The 18,445-nt window shown below is 63.5% G+C and carries 19 protein-coding genes; 12 read left to right on the plus strand and 7 right to left on the minus strand.

What is annotated here, in order from left to right; translation table 11 throughout:
* The first annotated feature begins 43 nt into the window (after positions 1-43).
* The 11 genes from paaX to V1289_RS38165 all read left to right on the plus strand — a co-directional run bounded on the left by paaX (position 44) and on the right by V1289_RS38165 (position 9,912).
* The gene (gene paaX / locus V1289_RS38115; RefSeq protein WP_334404048.1) at positions 44-916 is read left to right on the plus strand and encodes a phenylacetic acid degradation operon negative regulatory protein PaaX; all 873 of its coding nucleotides are present in this window, start codon (positions 44-46) and stop codon (positions 914-916) included.
* A 75-nt stretch (positions 917-991) separates the two neighbouring features.
* A complete protein-coding gene (gene paaA, locus V1289_RS38120) occupies positions 992-1,984 on the plus strand; it encodes a 1,2-phenylacetyl-CoA epoxidase subunit PaaA (protein ID WP_334404050.1) in 993 nt (330 codons plus the stop codon).
* A 12-nt stretch (positions 1,985-1,996) separates the two neighbouring features.
* Positions 1,997-2,284 carry a 1,2-phenylacetyl-CoA epoxidase subunit PaaB gene (gene paaB / locus V1289_RS38125; protein ID WP_074280659.1) on the plus strand — a complete coding sequence of 96 codons (288 nt, stop codon included), beginning with the start codon at positions 1,997-1,999 and terminating at the stop codon, positions 2,282-2,284.
* A 144-nt stretch (positions 2,285-2,428) separates the two neighbouring features.
* Positions 2,429-3,205: a 1,2-phenylacetyl-CoA epoxidase subunit PaaC gene (gene paaC, locus V1289_RS38130; RefSeq protein WP_334404053.1), complete on the plus strand. Its 777-nt coding sequence runs from the start codon at positions 2,429-2,431 to the stop codon at positions 3,203-3,205.
* Positions 3,199-3,702, plus strand: coding sequence for a 1,2-phenylacetyl-CoA epoxidase subunit PaaD (gene paaD / locus V1289_RS38135; protein WP_334404055.1), 504 nt, complete (start codon positions 3,199-3,201; stop codon positions 3,700-3,702). The genes paaC and paaD overlap by 7 nt, the downstream gene beginning before the upstream one ends.
* Before the next feature lie 115 nt (positions 3,703-3,817).
* Positions 3,818-4,897 carry a 1,2-phenylacetyl-CoA epoxidase subunit PaaE gene (paaE, locus tag V1289_RS38140; protein ID WP_334404057.1) on the plus strand — a complete coding sequence of 360 codons (1,080 nt, stop codon included), beginning with the start codon at positions 3,818-3,820 and terminating at the stop codon, positions 4,895-4,897.
* 96 nt (positions 4,898-4,993) lie between these two features.
* The gene (gene paaI, locus V1289_RS38145) at positions 4,994-5,458 is read left to right on the plus strand and encodes a hydroxyphenylacetyl-CoA thioesterase PaaI (protein WP_334404059.1); all 465 of its coding nucleotides are present in this window, start codon (positions 4,994-4,996) and stop codon (positions 5,456-5,458) included.
* A gap of 18 nt (positions 5,459-5,476) precedes the next feature.
* Positions 5,477-6,808, plus strand: coding sequence for a phenylacetate--CoA ligase PaaK (gene paaK, locus V1289_RS38150; protein WP_334404061.1), 1,332 nt, complete (start codon positions 5,477-5,479; stop codon positions 6,806-6,808).
* Positions 6,809-7,122: 314 nt separating this feature from the next.
* On the plus strand, positions 7,123-7,422 hold the full coding sequence (locus V1289_RS38155; protein ID WP_334404062.1) for a GIY-YIG nuclease family protein: 300 nt from the start codon (positions 7,123-7,125) through the stop codon (positions 7,420-7,422).
* A gap of 198 nt (positions 7,423-7,620) precedes the next feature.
* On the plus strand, positions 7,621-8,634 hold the full coding sequence (locus V1289_RS38160; RefSeq protein WP_334404064.1) for a quinone oxidoreductase family protein: 1,014 nt from the start codon (positions 7,621-7,623) through the stop codon (positions 8,632-8,634).
* 219 nt (positions 8,635-8,853) lie between these two features.
* Entirely contained in the window at positions 8,854-9,912 is a 1,059-nt protein-coding gene (locus V1289_RS38165) for a YeeE/YedE family protein (RefSeq protein WP_334404066.1), read from the plus strand.
* Positions 9,913-9,981: 69 nt separating this feature from the next.
* Here V1289_RS38165 and V1289_RS38170 read toward each other — a convergent pair whose 3' ends face one another.
* From V1289_RS38170 to V1289_RS38190, 5 genes are all read right to left on the minus strand, one after another.
* A complete protein-coding gene (locus V1289_RS38170) occupies positions 9,982-11,205 on the minus strand; it encodes a bifunctional alpha/beta hydrolase/OsmC family protein (RefSeq protein ID WP_334404068.1) in 1,224 nt (407 codons plus the stop codon).
* A 160-nt stretch (positions 11,206-11,365) separates the two neighbouring features.
* The gene (locus tag V1289_RS38175; protein WP_334404070.1) at positions 11,366-12,031 is read right to left on the minus strand and encodes a sulfite oxidase-like oxidoreductase; all 666 of its coding nucleotides are present in this window, start codon (positions 12,029-12,031) and stop codon (positions 11,366-11,368) included.
* A gap of 11 nt (positions 12,032-12,042) precedes the next feature.
* Positions 12,043-13,365 (minus strand): MFS transporter, encoded by a 1,323-nt coding sequence (locus V1289_RS38180; protein ID WP_334404072.1) that lies wholly within the window; start codon positions 13,363-13,365, stop codon positions 12,043-12,045.
* Positions 13,366-13,386: 21 nt separating this feature from the next.
* Positions 13,387-13,596, minus strand: coding sequence for a ferredoxin (locus V1289_RS38185; RefSeq protein ID WP_309183639.1), 210 nt, complete (start codon positions 13,594-13,596; stop codon positions 13,387-13,389).
* Between the two features lie 107 nt (positions 13,597-13,703).
* Positions 13,704-15,140: an amidase gene (locus V1289_RS38190; protein WP_334407826.1), complete on the minus strand. Its 1,437-nt coding sequence runs from the start codon at positions 15,138-15,140 to the stop codon at positions 13,704-13,706.
* 93 nt (positions 15,141-15,233) lie between these two features.
* On the opposite strand from V1289_RS38190, the gene V1289_RS38195 reads away from it, so the two are divergent.
* A complete protein-coding gene (locus V1289_RS38195) occupies positions 15,234-16,085 on the plus strand; it encodes an alpha/beta hydrolase (RefSeq protein ID WP_334404074.1) in 852 nt (283 codons plus the stop codon).
* 23 nt (positions 16,086-16,108) lie between these two features.
* Here V1289_RS38195 and V1289_RS38200 read toward each other — a convergent pair whose 3' ends face one another.
* Positions 16,109-17,638, minus strand: a complete 1,530-nt coding sequence (locus V1289_RS38200) for an MmgE/PrpD family protein (protein ID WP_334404075.1) — start codon at positions 17,636-17,638, stop codon at positions 16,109-16,111.
* Positions 17,639-17,643: 5 nt separating this feature from the next.
* Positions 17,644-18,420: an SDR family oxidoreductase gene (locus tag V1289_RS38205; RefSeq protein WP_334404076.1), complete on the minus strand. Its 777-nt coding sequence runs from the start codon at positions 18,418-18,420 to the stop codon at positions 17,644-17,646.
* Between the last annotated feature and the right edge of the window lie 25 nt (positions 18,421-18,445).

Consider the following 18,445-nt stretch of genomic DNA (forward strand, 5'->3'; position numbering starts at 1 on the left):
CCAGCGTTGTCGCTACTCCACAAAACGCGGTATGCGTTGACGCATGCCGCAGCCGCCGCTCGCCCGCATCGTCGACCAGTTGAAGCGCGAACCGTCGCGCACCGGCTCCATCGTCATCACCGTGTTCGGCGATGCCATCGTGCCGCGCGGCGGCTCGGTCTGGCTCGGTACGCTGCTGGAATTTTTCGAAGCGCTCGCCATCGACAGCGGCGTGGTGCGCACGGCGATGTCGCGGCTCGCCACCGACGGCTGGCTCGAGCGCAACAAGGTCGGCCGCAACAGTTTTTACCGGCTGGCCAAAAAGGGCCGGCAGACCTTTGCCGCCGCCACCAGGCATATCTACGATCCGCCGCCGTCCGACTGGACCGGACGCTTCGAGCTGCTGCTGATCGGCAATGGCGAGGACCGTGACGCGTCGCGCGAGGCCTTGAAGAACGCGGGCTTCGGCAGCCCGCTGCCGGGCGTCTGGGTGGCGCCGTCGGGCGTGGCTGTTCCCGAGGAAGCAGCAGGCGCTATCCGCCTCGAAGTCTCCGCCGAGGACGACAGCGGCAGGCGTCTGCTCAGTGAAAGCTGGCCGCTGCAACGCACTGCGGATGCCTATCAAAAGTTCATGAAAACCTTCGAGCCGTTGCGCGGCTGGATCGGCCGCGGCGAGCCGCTCACCGAGGCCGACGCCTTCACCGCGCGCATCCTGCTGATCCATCATTACCGCCGCGTGGTGCTGCGCGATCCGCTGTTGCCGACGTCGCTGTTGCCCCGGGATTGGCCGGGTGGGGCGGCGAGGGAGCTCTGCGGCGAGATCTATCGCGGGCTGCTTCGTCAGTCCGAACAATGGCTTGACCGCCACGCGACGAACGAAAACGGCCCGTTGCCGAAGCCCGCCGCGGAACTGGCGCGGCGGTTTGACGGGATGTGAATATGTTACAAAAATATCTTGCATGTTTAAAGTTTTGATATATATCAAAGCCAACAACATTCGGGAGGCCCGGCCATGTACACGCAGGCGCTCAACACGTCCGACGGCGAAGACCGCCAGATCGAGGACGCCGAACGATCCGCGCAGTTCCAGGCGCGCATCGATGCCGACGAGCGCATCGAGCCGAACGACTGGATGCCGGCGGCCTATCGCAAGACGCTGACGCGGCAGATTTCCCAGCATGCCCATTCCGAAATCGTCGGCATGCTGCCGGAGGGCAACTGGATCACCCGCGCGCCGTCGCTGCGCCGCAAGGCCGCGCTGCTGGCCAAGGTGCAGGACGAATGCGGCCACGGGCTTTATCTCTACGCCGCGGCCGAGACGCTCGGCACCTCCCGCGAAGAGCTGGTCGACCTGATGCTGGCGGGCAAGGCAAAATATTCCTCGATCTTCAATTACCCGACGCTGACCTGGGCCGATATCGGCGCGATCGGCTGGCTGGTCGATGGCGCCGCCATCATGAACCAGATTCCGCTGTGCCGCTGCTCCTACGGTCCCTATGCGCGCGCGATGATCCGGGTCTGCAAGGAAGAGTCGTTCCATCAGCGTCAGGGTTTTGAAATCATGATGACGCTGTCGCGCGGCACCGAAGAGCAGAAAGCGATGGCGCAAAGCGCGCTGGATCGCTGGTGGTGGCCGGTGCTGATGATGTTCGGCCCGCCCGACAAGGTCAGCCAGCACTCGGACACCTCGACCAAATGGAAGATCAAGCGTTTTTCCAATGACGAGCTGCGCCAGAAATTCGTCGATGCCACCGTGCCGCAGGCGCAGTTTTTGGGGCTCACGATTCCCGATCCCGGCATGAAGCAGAATGCCAGCGGTAACTGGGAATACAGCGCGATCGACTGGACGGAATTCAATGCCGTGCTGGCCGGCAATGGGCCTTGCAACCGCGATCGGCTCGCAGCAAGGCGCAAGGCGCATGACGACGGTGCCTGGGTGCGCGAGGCCGCAATGGCTTACGCCGAGAAGCGCAGGCATCGGCAGCTCGCGCAAGCCGCCGAATAGAGGGAGACCGTGATGGCGACGCCGAACATTCCGCTCTGGGAAGTTTTTATCCGCAGCCGCAATGGCCTTGCGCACAAGCATGTCGGCTCGCTGCATGCGACCGACGCCACGCTGGCGCTGCAGGCCGCGCGCGACATCTACACCCGCCGCGGCGAGGGCCTGTCGATCTGGGTGGTGCCCTCGAACGCGATCACGGCCTCCGATCCCGCCGAGAAAGGCATGATGTTCGAGCCGGCTGAGTCGAAAATCTACCGGCACCCGACGTTTTACGATGTGCCGGACGAAGTCGGGCATATGTGATTTTTACAGACCTCATCCTGAAGGAGCTTGCGAAGCAAGCGTCTCGAAGGCTGGAGACAAGACACGGACTCGCAGCCATCCTTCGAGACGCGCGCAAGGGCGTGCTCCTCAGGGTGAGGTCCGAGCAAGCAGTGAGTGACTAATATGGCAACTGCCTCGATCCAGGTCTCTGAAACCCCGCTGGTGCTCTACACCCTGCGCCGCGCCGACGACGCGCTGATCCTGGGCCATCGGCTGTCGGAATGGTGCGGCCATGCCCCGATGCTGGAAGAGGACATGGCGCTCGCCAATATGGGCCTCGATCTGCTCGGCCAGGCGCGTGAGCTCTATAGCTACGCCGCCAAGGTCGAGGGCAAGGGCAACGACGAAGACAAGTTCGCCTATCTGCGTGACGTCAGGCAGTACCGCAATCTGTTGCTGCTGGAACAGCCGAATGGCGACTTTGCGCGCACGATTGCACGGCAATTCTTCTATGCCGCCTTCGCCGATCTCTATTGGCGCGCGATGATGAAGTCGAGCGATCCGACGCTGGCCGCGATCGCGGCAAAGTCGGAGAAGGAGAGCGCGTATCACTTGCGGCATTCGTCGGAATGGATGGTCCGGCTCGGCGACGGTACCGAGGAAAGCCACACCCGCGCGCAGACCGCGATCGACGATCTCTGGGCTTTTACCGGCGAGATGTTCGCGGTCGACGATAGCGAGCGCGCGCTGATCGATGCCGGCATCGCGATCGATCCCGCGACGCTGCATGCGCAGTGGCTCAAGATAGTGTCCGATGTCGTAGATGAGGCGACGCTCGCGCTGCCCAAGAATAACTGGATGCAGCAGGGCGGCCGCAGCGGCCGGCACAGTGAGCATCTCGGCCATCTCCTGAGCGAGTTGCAATCGATGCCGCGGACTTTTCCGGGGGCTACATGGTAGCCGCCGTACTCAGCGACGCCGATTTGCGCCAGCGCGCCTGGAACGCGGCTGCGCAAGTGGTCGATCCGGAAATCCCGGTGCTGACGATTGCCGATCTCGGCGTGCTCAGGGACGTCGCAGTCAGCGACGGCCATGTCGAGGTCGCGATCACACCGACCTATTCCGGCTGCCCGGCGATGAACATGATCGCGCTCGAGATCGAACTGGCGCTGGAACGCGAAGGCTTTCGCAAGCCGAGCATCCGCACCGTGCTGTCACCGGCATGGACCACCGACTGGATGAGCGACGATGGCCGCCGCAAGCTCAGGGAATATGGTATCGCGCCGCCGCAGGCCGGCAGCGGCCGCCGCGCGCTGTTCGGCGAACAGCAGGTGGCGTGCCCGCAATGCGGATCTGTCGATACCCAAGTGCTGTCCGAGTTCGGCTCGACCTCGTGCAAGGCGCTGTGGCGCTGCAAGAACTGCCGCGAACCCTTCGACTATTTCAAGTGTCACTGATCATGTTGTCCATGACCGTCATTGCGAGCGAAGCGAAGCAATCCATCTCTCCGCGCAAAGAAAGAATGGATTGCTTCGTCGCTTTGCTCCTCGCAATGACGGAAGGAAAAAGCTGATGTCGCTAGCCCCGCGTTTTCACCGCCTTTCCGTCAACGACCTGCGCCGCGAAGCGCCGGATGCGGTGTCGCTGACATTTGCGATTCCCAGAGAGCTGGCCGACGATTACAGCTTCGCGCCGGGCCAATATCTGACCCTGCGCATGACGATGGACGGCGAGGAAGTGCGCCGGTCCTATTCGATCTGCTCCGGCCCCGATGATGGTGAATTGCGCATCGCCGTGAAGAAGGTCGACGGCGGGGCGTTCTCGAGCTGGGCCGCGGATGAATTGAAGGCCGGCGACGAACTCGACGTGATGACGCCGACCGGCCGCTTCGGCATCGCGCATGCGCCCGATCAAGCGCGGGTCTATGTCGGATTTGCCGCGGGCTCGGGCATCACGCCGATCCTTTCGATCGTGAAGGGCGTACTGGCGCGCGAGCCGAACAGCCGCTTCTTCCTGTTCTACGGCAACCGCTCGACCTCAGGCATGCTGTTCCTCGAAGAACTGGAAGAGCTGAAAGACCGTTTCATGCAGCGCTTCTCGCTGTTCCATGTCATCTCGGGCGAAGAGCAGGACATTCCGATCCTGCATGGCCGGCTCGATGGCGACAAGGTGAGGGTGCTGCTGCGTTCGCTGGTGCCGGCGGCCAGCGTCGACCATGTCTTCATCTGCGGCCCGGCCGGCATGAGCGAGGACATCGAGACGACCTGCCGCGCGATCGGCATTGCCGATGACAAAATTCACGTCGAGCGCTTCGTCTCCGAGTTCGGCGGCAAGCCGCGTGCGAAGAAAGTTGTTTCGCCTGGCGCACCGCCGAAGGCAACGGCTTCGCTGATCATCGACGGCAAGCGCCGCGAGGTCCCGGTCGCCGAGGATGAATCGATCCTCGATGCGGCGTTGCGCGCCGGCATGGATCTGCCGTTCGCCTGCAAGGGCGGCATGTGTTCGACCTGCCGCGCCAAGCTGGTCGAGGGCGAAGCCGAGATGGAAGTGAACTATTCGCTGGAACCGTGGGAGCTGAAGGCCGGTTTCATCCTGACCTGCCAGGCGCGGCCCTGCTCGAAAAAGGTCGTGGTCGATTACGACCACGTCTAGGACTTTTGCCAGCGTTGACACCCCAGGTGCGGCGCTCAAGATTGACTGCAGAGCTCACGAGGCCCGAGTTAACAGGCCCGGATCAGGGAGTATGAAGTGAACGTCAAGGCCACGCTTTCACCCGACGATCTCGCGCGCGCTTGCGCGGACGCGATGTGGAAGGAGGACGACGCCAGCTCAGGGCTTGGCATGGAGATCATCGAGATCGCGCCCGGCCGGGCCGTGCTGACGATGACGGTCAAGCCGAACATGGTCAACGGTCAGCGCATCGCCCATGGCGGCTTCATCTTCACGCTGGCGGATTCCGCCTTCGCCTTTGCCTGTAACACCCATAACGACCGCGTCGTCGCCGCGGAGGGTAACATCACCTTCATCCGGCCGGGCAAGCTCGGCGACCTGCTGGTCGCGACCGCGCGCGAAATCTCGCGCAGCGGGCGATCCGGAATCTACGACGTGCGCGTTACCGCGAACGACATTGTGATTGCCGAGTTTCGCGGCCATTCGCGCAGCATCGGCGGCACCTGGTTGCCGGCCGCGGATACCGAGACCAAACAAAAATAGATTTTAGGGAAACGCGCCATGGCCATGACGAAGCTCAAATCCAGCGGAAGCGGTTACCACGCCGAGATGGACGACGCCGAGCGCGCCTCGCGCGACGAGATCATGGCGTTGCAGACCAAACGCCTCGCCTGGTCGCTGGCGCATGCCTACGATAACGTCGCGCATTACAAAAAGGCCTTTGACAAGGCCGGCGTGCATCCGTCCGATTTCAAGCAGCTTTCGGATTTGGCCAAATTTCCATTCACGGTCAAAACCGATTTGCGCGACAATTACCCGTTCAACATGTTCGCGGTGCCGCGCGAAAAACTCGTGCGCGTCCACGCGTCTTCGGGCACCACCGGCAAGCCGATCGTGGTCGGCTACACCAGGGGCGATATCGACACCTGGTCGGATGTGATGGCACGCTCGATCCGCGCCGCCGGCGGCCGCACCGGCATGATCATGCACAACGCCTATGGCTATGGCCTGTTCACCGGCGGCCTGGGTGCGCATTACGGCGCCGAAAAACTCGGCTGCACCGTGGTGCCGGTCTCCGGCGGCATGACTGAGCGGCAGGTGCAGCTGATCAACGACTTCAAGCCCGACATCATCACGGTGACACCGAGCTACATGCTGGCGATTCTCGACGAGTTCAAGAAGCAAGGCCTCGACCCGCGCAAATCCTCGCTCAAATATGGCATCTTCGGCGCCGAACCCTGGACCAACGCGATGCGCGCCGAGATCGAGCATGCCTTCGACATGGACGCAACCGACATCTACGGCCTCTCCGAGGTAATCGGCCCCGGCGTCGCGCAGGAATGCGTGGAGACCAAGGACGGCCTGCACATCTGGGAGGATCATTTCTATCCCGAGGTGATCGATCCCGAGACCGGCGTGGTGCTGCCCGACGGCGAGAAGGGCGAGCTGGTGTTCACCTCGCTGACCAAGGAAGGTTTTCCGATCATCCGCTACCGCACCCGCGACCTGACGCGGCTGCTGCCGGGCACGGCGCGGCCGGGTATGCGGCGGATGGAGAAGGTCACGGGACGGTCGGACGACATGATCATCCTGCGCGGCGTCAACGTGTTCCCGACCCAGATCGAGGAGGCGCTGCTGGCCACCGACTGGTGCGGCGGCCATTTCGTCATCGAGCTGACGCGCGAAGGGCGAATGGACGAAATGACGGTGCTGGCGGAAGCGCGTTCCGAGAGCTGGGACGGCAGCGGTCTGGCCGGGCAGGCCGAAAAGGTCGCGACTTTCATCAAGAACACGATCGGCGTCACCGCGCGCATCAAGGCGGTGGCGCCCGACACGCTGGAACGTTCGCTCGGCAAGGCGAAACGGGTTTACGACAAGCGGCCGAAAGGGTAACTCCTGCCTCTCAAGTCAGACGAGACAGCGGATAGCGCAATCTCGAACCCTCATGGTGAGGAGCCGCGTAGCGGCGTCTCGAACCATGAGGCCGCGACCGTGGCTTCATCCTTCGAGACGCGCTTCGCGCTCCTCAGGATGAGGTTCGGGGGTCGGAGAGGATCGAAGTTGGGCGAAGGCGGTAGCTCTCGAACCCTCATGGTGAGGAGCCGCGTAGCGGCGTCTCGAACCATGAGGCCGCGACCGTGGCTTCATCCTTCGAGACGCGCTTTGCGCTCCTCAGGATGAGGTTCGGAGATCGGAGGAGGTCGGAAGTGGGTGAAGGCGCGTTTCTCTACATTCTTCGATGTGCTGACGGAAGCTTTTACATCGGAATAACGCGGACGGCACTCGAGATGAGGATTGCACAGCACAACGCCGGGACGTTCGGCGGCTATACCGTAACTCGTCGGCCGGTAACGTTGGTATTCTCGCAATGGTTTGACCGGATCACTGATGCGATCGAGAATGAGCGCAAGCTCAAGAAGTGGAGTCGGGCAAAGAAAGAAGCCTTTGTGCGAGGTGATTTCGCAGCGCTGCGGCAACTTTCCGCGCGCAGATCACCGCATCCTTAGAAGCGACCGGCTGCGGACGGATTGATAATCGTTTTGTCAAGGCTCTAGCCGATGCCGTTCCCCGATGCCGACTGGGCTTGTTGAAACAAGCCTCTTGAACTAAGCGATCAGTCCGTTAGTCATGGAGCAAAGGCGCCATGATCGTAAGAATCTCTGGGCGTCAACTCGCGCGCAGGCCTATCAGATGATGAAATGTCGATGAATCCGGCTCCCAAACCAGTTGGCCACTCGATCGAGGCGCGTTGCGTCCGGCTGTTGGCGAAGGCGGACAATGCCGTTTCGCTGGCGCCGGCGGTCGAGAGCCGCGCCTTGTCGCGCGGCGTCAATGAGCTGCTGATCGAGGTCAAGGCGGCGGCGGTCAATCCGTCGGACGTCAAGGCCGCCACCGGGCTGATGGCCTATGCGATATTTCCCCGCACGCCCGGCCGCGATTATGCGGGGGTCGTGGTCGACGGCCCGGCGGGCTGGATCGGGCGCGAAATGTTCGGCTCCTCCGGCGATCTCGGCATCCGCCGTGACGGAACCCATGCGACGCATCTCGTGGTCGAGGCCGATGCGGTGGTCGAAAAGCCTGCGGGTCTATCGTGGGAGCAGGCCGCAGGCATCGGCGTTCCCTTCGTCACCGCCATGGAGGGCCTCCGCCGCGCCGGCGTTCCGAAGCCGGGCGAGACCGTGCTGGTGATGGGCGTCAACGGCAAGGTCGGTCAGGCGACGGTGCAGATCGCGAGCTGGCACGGCGCGCGCGTGATCGGCGTGGTGCGCAAAAACGAGCCCTATGAAGGCCACACGAATTCCAAGGTCGACGTCATCGACGCCTCGGCGACTGATGTCGCGACGCGGGTCCGTGAGCTCACCGGCGGCAAGGGCGCCGATATCGTGTTCAATACTGTCGGCGATCCCTATTTCCAGGCCGCGCATCAATCGCTCGCCTTGCGCGGACGCCAGATCCTGATCGCCGCGGTCGACCGCATCGTGCAGTTCAACATTCTGGAATTCTATCGCGGCCAGCACACCTATGTCGGCATCGACACGCTCGGCCTGTCGTCGATCGCGACCGGCGCGGTGCTGCGCGAGCTCGGCCCCGGCTTCGCCGGCGGGCATCTGAAACCGTTTCCGATCAAGCCTGCCGCGATCTATCCGCTGGAGCAGGCCAAGGCAGCGTTCATCGCAGTCGCGGGCTCGTCGCGCGACCGCGTCATCCTGCGGCCGTAGTAGATTAACCGTCATTGCGAGCCACTGGGTCGCGCGAATGCGCGCCCGATGATAAACTCCGCGAAGCAATCCACAAGGCCGCAAACAAAGTATGGATTGCTTCGTCGCGGAGTTTATCATCGGGCCCGCCAGAGGCGGGACCCGGTGGCTCCTCGCAATGACGGATGGTGAGAGGCGTGCTATCGACCGGGTTTCCCGTTCTTTCGGAGAAAGCAAGTTATGGACTTCGCCGCCAACATCGTCGTCCTCGCCGGCCTCGTGATCGGCCTGATCTATGGCGCGGTCGGGCTGCTTTCGGGCTTTTGCATGATGAGCAGCCTGCGCGGCCTGTGGGCGGAGGGCGACGGCCGGCTGGTCCGCACCTATGCGCTGGCGATCGGGGTTGCGATTGCGGCCTCGCAGCTTTTCGCGGCACGCGGTCTGGTCGATCTCGGCAAGTCGATCTATCTGCAGCCGTCATTCTCGGCGCCGGTGATGTTCCTCGGCGGGCTATTGTTCGGCTACGGCATGGTGATGTCGAACGGCTGCGGCTCGCGGGCGCTGGTGCTGCTCGGCCGCGGCAATCTGCGTTCCTCTGTCGTGGTGATCGTGCTCGGCATTTTCGCGGAGATGACGCTGAAGGGCCTGATCGCGCCGGCGCGCATCGCGATGGTGCAGGCGTCGCAGGCGACGGCGAAGCTGACCTCGGTGCCGGCGCTGCTGTCGGCCGTCGGGCTCGGCGAGATACCCTCGCGCATGATCGCCGCTTCGGTCCTGAGCGCGGCGCTGATCATCTTTGCTTTCGCGCATGAGCCGTTCCGGAAATCATGGGGCCAGATCGCCGCCGGCCTTATCGTCGGCGTTCTCGTCGCCGCCGGCTGGTACGCGACCGGCTATCTCGGCGCCGACGATTTCAATCCGACGCCGGTGACATCGCTCACCTTCATCGCGCCGATCGCGGACGCGCTGCAATATGTCATGCTGTCGACGGGATCGACGCTGAATTTCGGCATCGTCACGGTGTTCGGCGTGTTTGCCGGCAGTCTGGCGACGGCACTGGCCACCGGCCGCTTTCATCTCGAAGGTTATCAATCGCCGCGTCATATGCTGCGCTCCGCCGGCGGCGCGGCGCTGATGGGCGCCGGCGGCGTCATGGCGCTCGGCTGCTCGGTCGGGCAGGGGCTGACGGGGCTCTCGACGCTGTCGCTGGCGTCATTCGTTGCGGTCGCCGGAATTTTGGCGGGCACCGCCATTGGCCTGCGCGGCGCGCTCCGCGTCCGGCCGCTGGCCGCGGCCTAGCTAGATTTCTTCTCCCTCGCCCCGCTCTTCGCGGGGAGAGGTGAAGAAACAAGCCCGCCCAATTGTTCGTCAATCCGCAGCCTTGGTCACAATACGTACCTCCGACGTCAGGGTGCGATGCACCGGGCACTTGTCGGCGATCTCCATCAGCCGTTGGCGCTGATCGGCGTCGAGCGCGCCTTCGATTGCGATCACGCGGTCGATCTGGTCGAGCATCCCCACCTTGGTTTCGCATTCGGCGCAATCTTCCGCATGGATCTTGCTGTGCTGGAGCGTCACCGTGACGCGCTCGAGCGGCAGCGATTTGCGGTCGGCATACATCCGCATGGTCATCGAGGTGCAGGCGCCGAGGCCCGCGAGCACGAAATCATATGGCCCGGGGCCGCTATCCTGACCACCGGCGGCTGTGGGTTCGTCGGCCAGCATCCGGTGCGGGCCCATGGTGACGGTTTGCTGGAACTTGCTGGCGCGGGTTTCGCGCACCACGACATGGCGCGGCGCTTCGCTGCGATCGGCCGCGGGCTCGCTCGCCGCAGCACCGATGTAGCGTTCGGACCAGGCGGTGATGACACCGGCGACATAGGCGGCATCGCGCTTGCCGCTTAGCAGATGATCCGCGCCCGCCAGTGAGACAAAACTCTTGGGATGTTTTGCCGCGACGAAGATCTGCGTGGCATTGTCGATCCCGACGGTATCGTCGGTCGGCGAATGCATGATCAGCAGCGCCTTGTGCAGTTTCGCGACATGCGCCATCAGGCCGTGCTCGGCGATGTCGTCTAGGAATTCGCGCTTGATGCGGAACGGCCGGCCGGCGAGTGCGACTTCGACCTCGCCGTGCTTGCGGATGTCCTCGATGCGATCTTTGAAAAAATTGGTGACATGCGCGGGATCGGAGGGGGCTGCGATCGTGACCACCGCCCTGGCTTCCGGAACTTGTCCAGCCGCGGCCAGGATCGCGGCGCCGCCGAGGCTGTGCCCGATCAGGATCGTCGGCGCCTGCCGGGTCTCGCGCAAATGATCGGCGGCGCGGACGAGGTCGGCGACGTTGGAGGAGAAGGTCGAATTGGCGAAATCGCCTTCGCTGGAGCCGAGGCCGGTGAAATCGAACCGCAGCACCGCTATTCCCCTGGCCGCCAGCGCGGTCGCGATCCGCTTCGCCGCCAGCACGTCCTTGCCGCAGGTGAAGCAATGCGCGAACAGCGCGTAGGCGGTAGGCTTGCGCTCGGGCAGATCGAGTGCGGCGGCGAGTTGGTGGCCGCCTTCGCCGGTGAATTGGAAACGTTCAGTTGGCACGGTGGCCTCCATGATGGTGGTCTTTTTACCTCTCCCGATGGGAGAGGTCGGATTTTGAGCGAAGCGAGAAATCCGGGTGAGGGGTTAAGGTCTACCGATAGTGGATAACCCCTCGCCTGACGCTTTGCGTCGACCTCTCCCGATGGGAGAGGTGAAGAAATCAATCCCCGGAATATCGCTCTTCCTTCCAGGGATCGCCGCGGTTGTGATAGCCGCGCACTTCCCAATAGCCCGGCGCGTCCTCGCCACGGAATTCGATGCTCTCCAGCCATTTGGCGCTCTTCCAGAAATAGAGATGCGGCACGACGAGGCGCACCGGGCCGCCGTGCTCCTGCTCCAGCGGCTGGCCGGACCAGCTATGCGCGAGCAGGGCGTCCTCGGCGGCAAAGTCTTCCAGCGAAAGATTGGTGATGTAGCCGTCATGGGAATGCAGCACCACGAAGCGTGCCTCGTCGCGGGGCTCGCAGGCCATCAGCAGATCGCGCGTGGCGAGGCCTTCCCATTGATTGTCGTAGCGCGACCAGGTCGTGACGCAGTGGATGTCGGAGAGGAATTTCGTCTGGGGCTGCGCCGTGAACTGATTAAAATCCCAGAAGATCGGCTGTTCGACCGCGCCGTAAACGTCGAGCCGCCAGCGCTCGCGCGAGATGTTCGGCGTCAAGCCGAGATCGAGCGTCGGCCAATCCTTCGTCAGATGCTGTCCGGGCGGCAGGCGCTGGTCTTCGGGACGCGAGATCTTTCCGGTGAGGAAGCGTCCCTCGCGCGCCCAGCGTTCCTTGCTGCGCGTCAGCTTGCTCTCGGGCGGCGGCTCGTTGTCGTCGGTCATGCCGGGACCAGTCATTCGTGGCGATGCATCGCCGATTCATGTTTGGTATCGCGCATCGTTGCATAGATCAGCAGCGACAGAAAGATCATGCCCGAGAGGTAGTAATAGAACCAGTCCTCATGGCCGAGACTCTTGAAGTACAGCGCGACCGCGGGCGCGGTGCCGCCGAACAGGGACACCGTGATCGCATAGGGCAGGCCGACGCCGAGCGCACGGACATTGGTCGGAAACAATTCGGCCTTCACGATGGCGTTGATCGAGGTGTAGCCGGCGACGAAGATCCAGGCGGTGCAAATCAGCAGGAATGCGATGAAGGGCGACTTGGTCTCCTTCAGCGTGGTCAGGATCGGGATCGTCGACAGTGTGCCGGCGACGCCGAAGAAGATCAGCAGCGGCTTGCGGCCGATGCGGTCGGACAACGCGCCATAGAGCGGCTGCAGGATGGTCGCGAAGATCAGCGAGCCGAAGATGACAAAAGTGGTCTGGTCTTCGGTCAACCCGACCGACAACTTTACAAACGTCTGCATATAGGTGGTGAAGGTATAGAACGCCGCGGTGCCGCCGGCGGTGAGGCCGACCACCAGCAGAAGTTCCCGCGGATAGTTCAAAAGGCCGGCGATCGAACCGGTCGGTTTGCTGACCTTCTTCGCTTCCTCGAACGCCTCGGTCTCGTGCAGGTTGCGCCGCATCACGGCGGCAAAGATCGCAAGGAAAGCGCCGATCACGAAGGGAATCCGCCAGCCCCAGGCCCTCAGTTCGTCTGGCGTCAGGAACACCTTCTGCAGCAACAATAGCACGATGATCGCGGTGAGCTGGCCGCCGATCAGGGTGACGTACTGGAAGCTGGAATAGAAACCGCGATGGTTGGCATCGGCGACCTCGCTGAGATAGGTGGCGCTGGCGCCGTATTCGCCACCCAGGCTCAGGCCCTCGATGACGCGGGCCAGCGCCAGAATGGCCGGCGCGAGGATGCCGATCGAGGCATAGGTCGGTGTCACCGCGATGATCAGCGAACCGAAGCACATGCAGACCACCGACAGCGTCAGCGACAGCCGCCTGCCATAACGGTCGGCGATGAAGCCGAACAGCCAGCCGCCGAGCGGCCGCATCAGGAAGGTGGCGGCGAACAGCACGGCGGCGTTGAGCTGCTGCACCACCGGATCGCTGTTCGGAAAGAACGCCGGCGCGAAATACAACGCGAACGCCGTATAGGCGTAGAAGTCATACCATTCGACGAGATTGCCGACTGAGCCGATGAAGATCGCCTTGATCCGGCGCTCGACGTCGGCGATGTCGAGATGATCGGCCGCGGGCTTGACCGCTTGTTCTGTCATGGGATGGCCTTCGGGATCGGGCTATTCCTCGGTGACCGCGATGGCGATCTCCGGGCAATTGGTCTGGGCCAGCCACGCCTTGTCTTCCAGCCCTGCGGGAACGGAACCGTCGCCGACCTCGTGGGCGTTGCCGAATTCGTCGAGATCGAACAATTCGGGCGCCAGCGCCTTGCAGCGCGCATGTCCCTGACACTTGTCCTGATCGACGCGGATTTTCAGTTTTCCCGACATGGCCGGCGTTCCCTCAGCGGCACGCGTTGCGCGCGCCTTGAATTTTCGTGACGGGATTATAGCCGCGCAAGCGCCATTCGCCAGCGTTCAAGGCGCGGTCCCGCGGTCTATTTCGGCGCCCTCGGATCGATCGGCGTCGTGCCACGCACGCCGAGAATGTCCTCCAGCGCCCTGGCGCCTGCGAGAAGTTGCGCCTCGCCGCGCGGCGGCGCCACCATCTGCAACCCGACCGGCAGGCCGCTCGCAGTAAAGCCGCAGGGCAGCGAAAGCGCCGGGCAGCACGCCAGCGTGATCGCATAGACGATACCGAGCCACTCGACATAATTGTCGAATTTCTTGCCGGCGCATTCGGCGACGTAGCGGTTTTCAACCGGGAACGGCGCCACGATGGTCGCGGGCGTCAGCAGCAGATCGTAGGTATGGAAGAATTCGAGCGTGCGTGCGGTCATGGCGACGCGCTGCGCTTCGGCGCGCTCGAGCTGCTCGACCGTCAGCTTGAGGCCTTCCTCGATATTCCAGATTACTTCCGGCTTGAGCTGGTCGCGCTTGGTGCGCAGGAGCTCGGCCTTGCTGATCGCAAAGTCGAACGCGCGCAGCACGTGGAAGCATTCATGCGCTTCGCTGAGGTCTGGATGCGCCTCCTCGACGATCGCGCCGGCTTCGGCAAAGCGTTCGGCGGCCTTGCGGGTGACCGCTTTGACTTCGGGATCGACCGGCGTGATGCCGAGATCCGGCGAAAAGGCGATCCGCTTCGGCCTGCCGCCGGATCGCGCGGCGGAAAGAAACGAATTCGGCAGCGCTGGCAGGGACAGCGGATCGGCCGCGTGCTCGCCGCTCATCGCGTCAAGCAGCAGTGCGAGATCCTCGACATTGCGCGCCATCGGTCCCTGGACGCCGAGGGTGCGGTTGATCCCGAATTTTGGCGTGTGCGCGACACGGCCGATACTCGGGCGCAGACCGACGATGCCGCAGAAACTCGCGGGATTACGCAGCGAACCGCCCATGTCGGAGCCGTGGGCGAGCCAGGCCATGCCGGTCGCGAGCGCCACCGCAGCACCGCCCGAGGAGCCCGCGGCGGAGCGCGAAGTGTCCCAGGGATTGCGGGTCGCGCCGAACACTTCGTTGAAAGTGTTGGCGCCGGCGCCGAATTCCGGGGTGTTCGACTTGGCGTAGATCACGCCGCCATTATTCTCGAGATGCTCGACCAGAACATCGGAGCGCGCGGGGATATTGTCCTTATAGATCGGCGAACCCTGCGTGGTGAGCACGCCGGCGACCGCGGTCAGATCCTTGATCGGCACCGGCAGGCCCGCGAGCAGGCCGCGTTCGCCGGCCGGCTTCTTCATCAGGGCTTTGGCGTGGCTGCGGGCGCGATCGAAGCACAGCGTCGGCAGGGCATTGACCTTGCCATCGACTTCGGTAATCCGTTTTTCCAGCACGTCGAGCAGATCGAGCGGGGTGATTTCGCCCGCGTTCAGTTTGCCAACGATGGTACACGCCGTTTCCTTCACCAAGTCTTGATCAGCCACTCGCGTCTCTCCCATGCGTCCCGCCTTGAGGTCACCGATGGTGCTGTAGAACATTTTCAGGAAAAGAGGAAACGTGCTCAAGTTGTGGTTCGAATCGGAGACCCAAGCATGACGACGACGTTCGCTGCGCTGGATTGGCGCACCATGAGTCAGGAGGAGCGCGACCGCGGCTTCAATAACGGCGTTGCGGTGCCCGAAAGCGTCGCCATGGTCGCCGGCTGGGAACGGCGTTCCGCCGAGATGCGCAAGCGCTACCCCGATCACATCGACCTCCGGTATGGCCCGCGCGAGCGAAACCGGATCGACTTTTTAAAGGCGGGCGACAAAGCGCCGACGCTGCTGTTCATCCATGGCGGCTATTGGCAGACGCGGGCCAAGGAGGTCTTTACGATCGTGGCCGAGGGCCCGATGGCGCACGGCATCAATGTCGCGCTGATCGGCTACACGCTGGCGCCGGACGCGACGCTGGACGAGATCGTGGCCGAGATCCATGCCGGCATCGACTTTCTGGCAAAACAATTGCCTGCGCTTGGCGCGGCCAAAGACGGCATCGTGGTATCCGGCTGGTCCGCCGGCGGCCATCTCACCTCGATGGCGCTGTCGCATCCGCACGTGAAAGCGGGGATGGCGATATCGGGCATCTACGATCTCGATCCGATCCGGCACAGCTATCTCAACGTCAAGCTCAGGCTCGATGGGCCGATGTCGCACCGCAACTCGCCGATGACGCAGGCGGGCGGCCCGCCAAAACCGTTGTCGCTGGTGGTCGGCAGCGCGGAATTGCCGTTGCTGCGCAAGCAGACCGCGGATTTTGCCGGTCACCGCGCCCGGTATGGATTGCCGGTGACCTATGAGGAAATTCCCGGCGCCAACCATTTCACCATCATGCAGGAGATGATGGCGCCGGAGGGACGGATCACGACGCTGATCCGGCAGTTGTTCGAGCGGACGGCGGCCTGATCGTCGTATTCCGGCGCTGGCGATCAAACCAGGGTCGCGGCGATGAGGGCATTCGCCTGCGGTACACTCTCGATTCCCCACAAAAGGCGCAGCAGATTGTCGACGCGATCGGCGCCAAGGTGCTTCTGCGCCATCAGCCGAAACTTCTCTTCCATTTCGGCGTCGGTCATCGGATTCTTGAAGTGCCCGCGATGGTATTCGACGCGGACCGTCTTTCGCGTGCCCGATTTGAGGACGACTTCCAGCTCGCACAGATTGAATTCCCGCTCCGTCCTGTCGGCTTCATCCGACGGCAGGATTTTGATACGGCTGACGAGGTCGAGCAGGTGGGGGTCGTGCAGATAGGGGTCCTCGTAGTATTCGGGCTCGATCTTGCCGTACATCAGCACGATGCCCGCCGCATAGGGGATGCTGTGATCGGCGGTTTCGTGCGTCTGCGGCCGCCACTTGTCCGGTCCGTCAGCCATGATCTTGATCGCGGAGTGCGAGACGTGGACGTTGACCTCCTGGATGTCGTCCGGGTCTTTGAAAAACGGCCGCGCTTCCACGGCCGCCTGGGCGACGGTTTGTGAGAACTGGCCAAGCGGAAAGCGTTTGGTGAAGGCGCGCCGGATGCCGAACGGCTCGCCAAGCTGCGGCGGTTCGACCGGCTGGCGGCCCATCACCTTGAAGAAGCCATAGCGTCCCTCGAATATCTGGCCCGGGCCCGTCATTCCGTTTTGTGCGAGTTGCACGGCAAAGATCGCCTTGCGGGAGGCGTCGGCCGCCGCGAAGGCCTTCCAGTTCGACAGCTCGTCGGCGCGGCCCTGTCGGGTCGCGGTGTTGCCACCGACGGTGATCCCGATCGCGTGGACCATTTGCGGCGCCGTCAGCCCCATCAGGCGCCCGGCGCCAACCACGGCCGCGATGCCGGTGATGGTCGAATGGTCGATGCCGTTGCCGAGATAGTCGAAGACATCGGCGATCTTGCAGAACACTTCGTAGGCGAGCACGGTGGCTGTGACGAGATCGCGGCCGCTGCGCGCGGCGAGTTCGGCCGAGGTCAGCAGCGCCGCGATGGTGTCGCTCGGATGCCCGGCGCCGTGGGTAAGACTGACGAAGGCGTCGTTGAAATCCAGGTATCGGATCATGACGCCGTTGGCGAAAACCGCCAGCTCGGGACTCGTTTTGGTGCCGCCGATTAAGACAGTCGCGGCCTGCTTTGAACTGACGTCGCTCGCAAGCTTGATGGCAATCTTGCTCGGTCCCGCCGCGTAGCCGCCGAATGCGCAGCCAATTGTATCGAGAATGCTGCGCTTGGCGATGCGTACGACATCTTCGGGAAGATCCTCGTACCGCAGTTCGGTCGCATAGTGGGCCAGCGTCTCCGCCAGCGAAGCCGGATTTCTTCCGGCCGTCGGGGAATCCGGCCCGGTTTGCGCCGTCGCCGGAAATGCCGGCGCACCGGCCGCCAGGCCGGCCGCCGCCAGCTGTCTCAGGAAATGACGGCGTCTGGTGTCGAGCGAGTCATTCGGACCACAACGGGCAATCCACAATCTCCTGTCGGCGGACATTGAAACTACCCCCACCCCGCGCTGATGCCGCCGTCCACCGTGTAAATCACCCCCGAAGTATACCCCGAGCGATCGGAAGCCAGGAACGCCATCAGGTCGCCGATCTCGCGCGCGTGGGCGGCCCGGCCGAGCGGCATGCCTTTCTGGAATTCCTTGTAGCGGTTCTCGTCGCCGAACTGATGTTTGGCGCGGGTCTTCAAGAGCGTGACGTGGCGGTCGGTACCGACCGGGCCGGGATTGATGCCGACCACGCGGATATTGTCGGCCAGGCTCTTTCCCCCGAGCGCGCGGGTGAAGGCCATCAGGGCGGCGTTGCCGGCGCTGCCGCAGATGTAATTGGCGTCGAATTTTTCACCGGCCGCACCGATGTCGTTGACGATCACGCCGTGGCCGCGCGCCTTCATCTGCGCATAGATCGCGCGGGTCAGGTTGATATAGCCGAACACTTTGAGTTCCCAGGCGTGCCGCCAGGTCACCTCATCGATCTTGTCGATCGAGCCGCCCGGGATATCGCCGGCATTGTTGACGAGGATGTCGATGTCGGCGGCGTCCTTCGCTAGTTTTGCAAGATCGGCGGCATTTCGGAGGTCGACGACATGGGCCGTGGCGCTGATCTGATGGGTGGAACGCAGGCGCTCGGTGAGCGCCTTGAGCGCATCGCCGCTGCGGGCAGCGAGATGAAGGTCGCAGCCTTCCTCGGCGAAGGCTTCGGCCGCGGCAGCGCCAATGCCCTTCGAGGCGCCGGTGATCAGGACGCGCTTGCCGCGCAAATGCAGATCCATGGGAATGCTCGCTTGCTGGGGGATG

This window comes from Bradyrhizobium sp. AZCC 2289, from assembly GCF_036924615.1.
Lineage (GTDB): Bacteria > Pseudomonadota > Alphaproteobacteria > Rhizobiales > Xanthobacteraceae > Bradyrhizobium.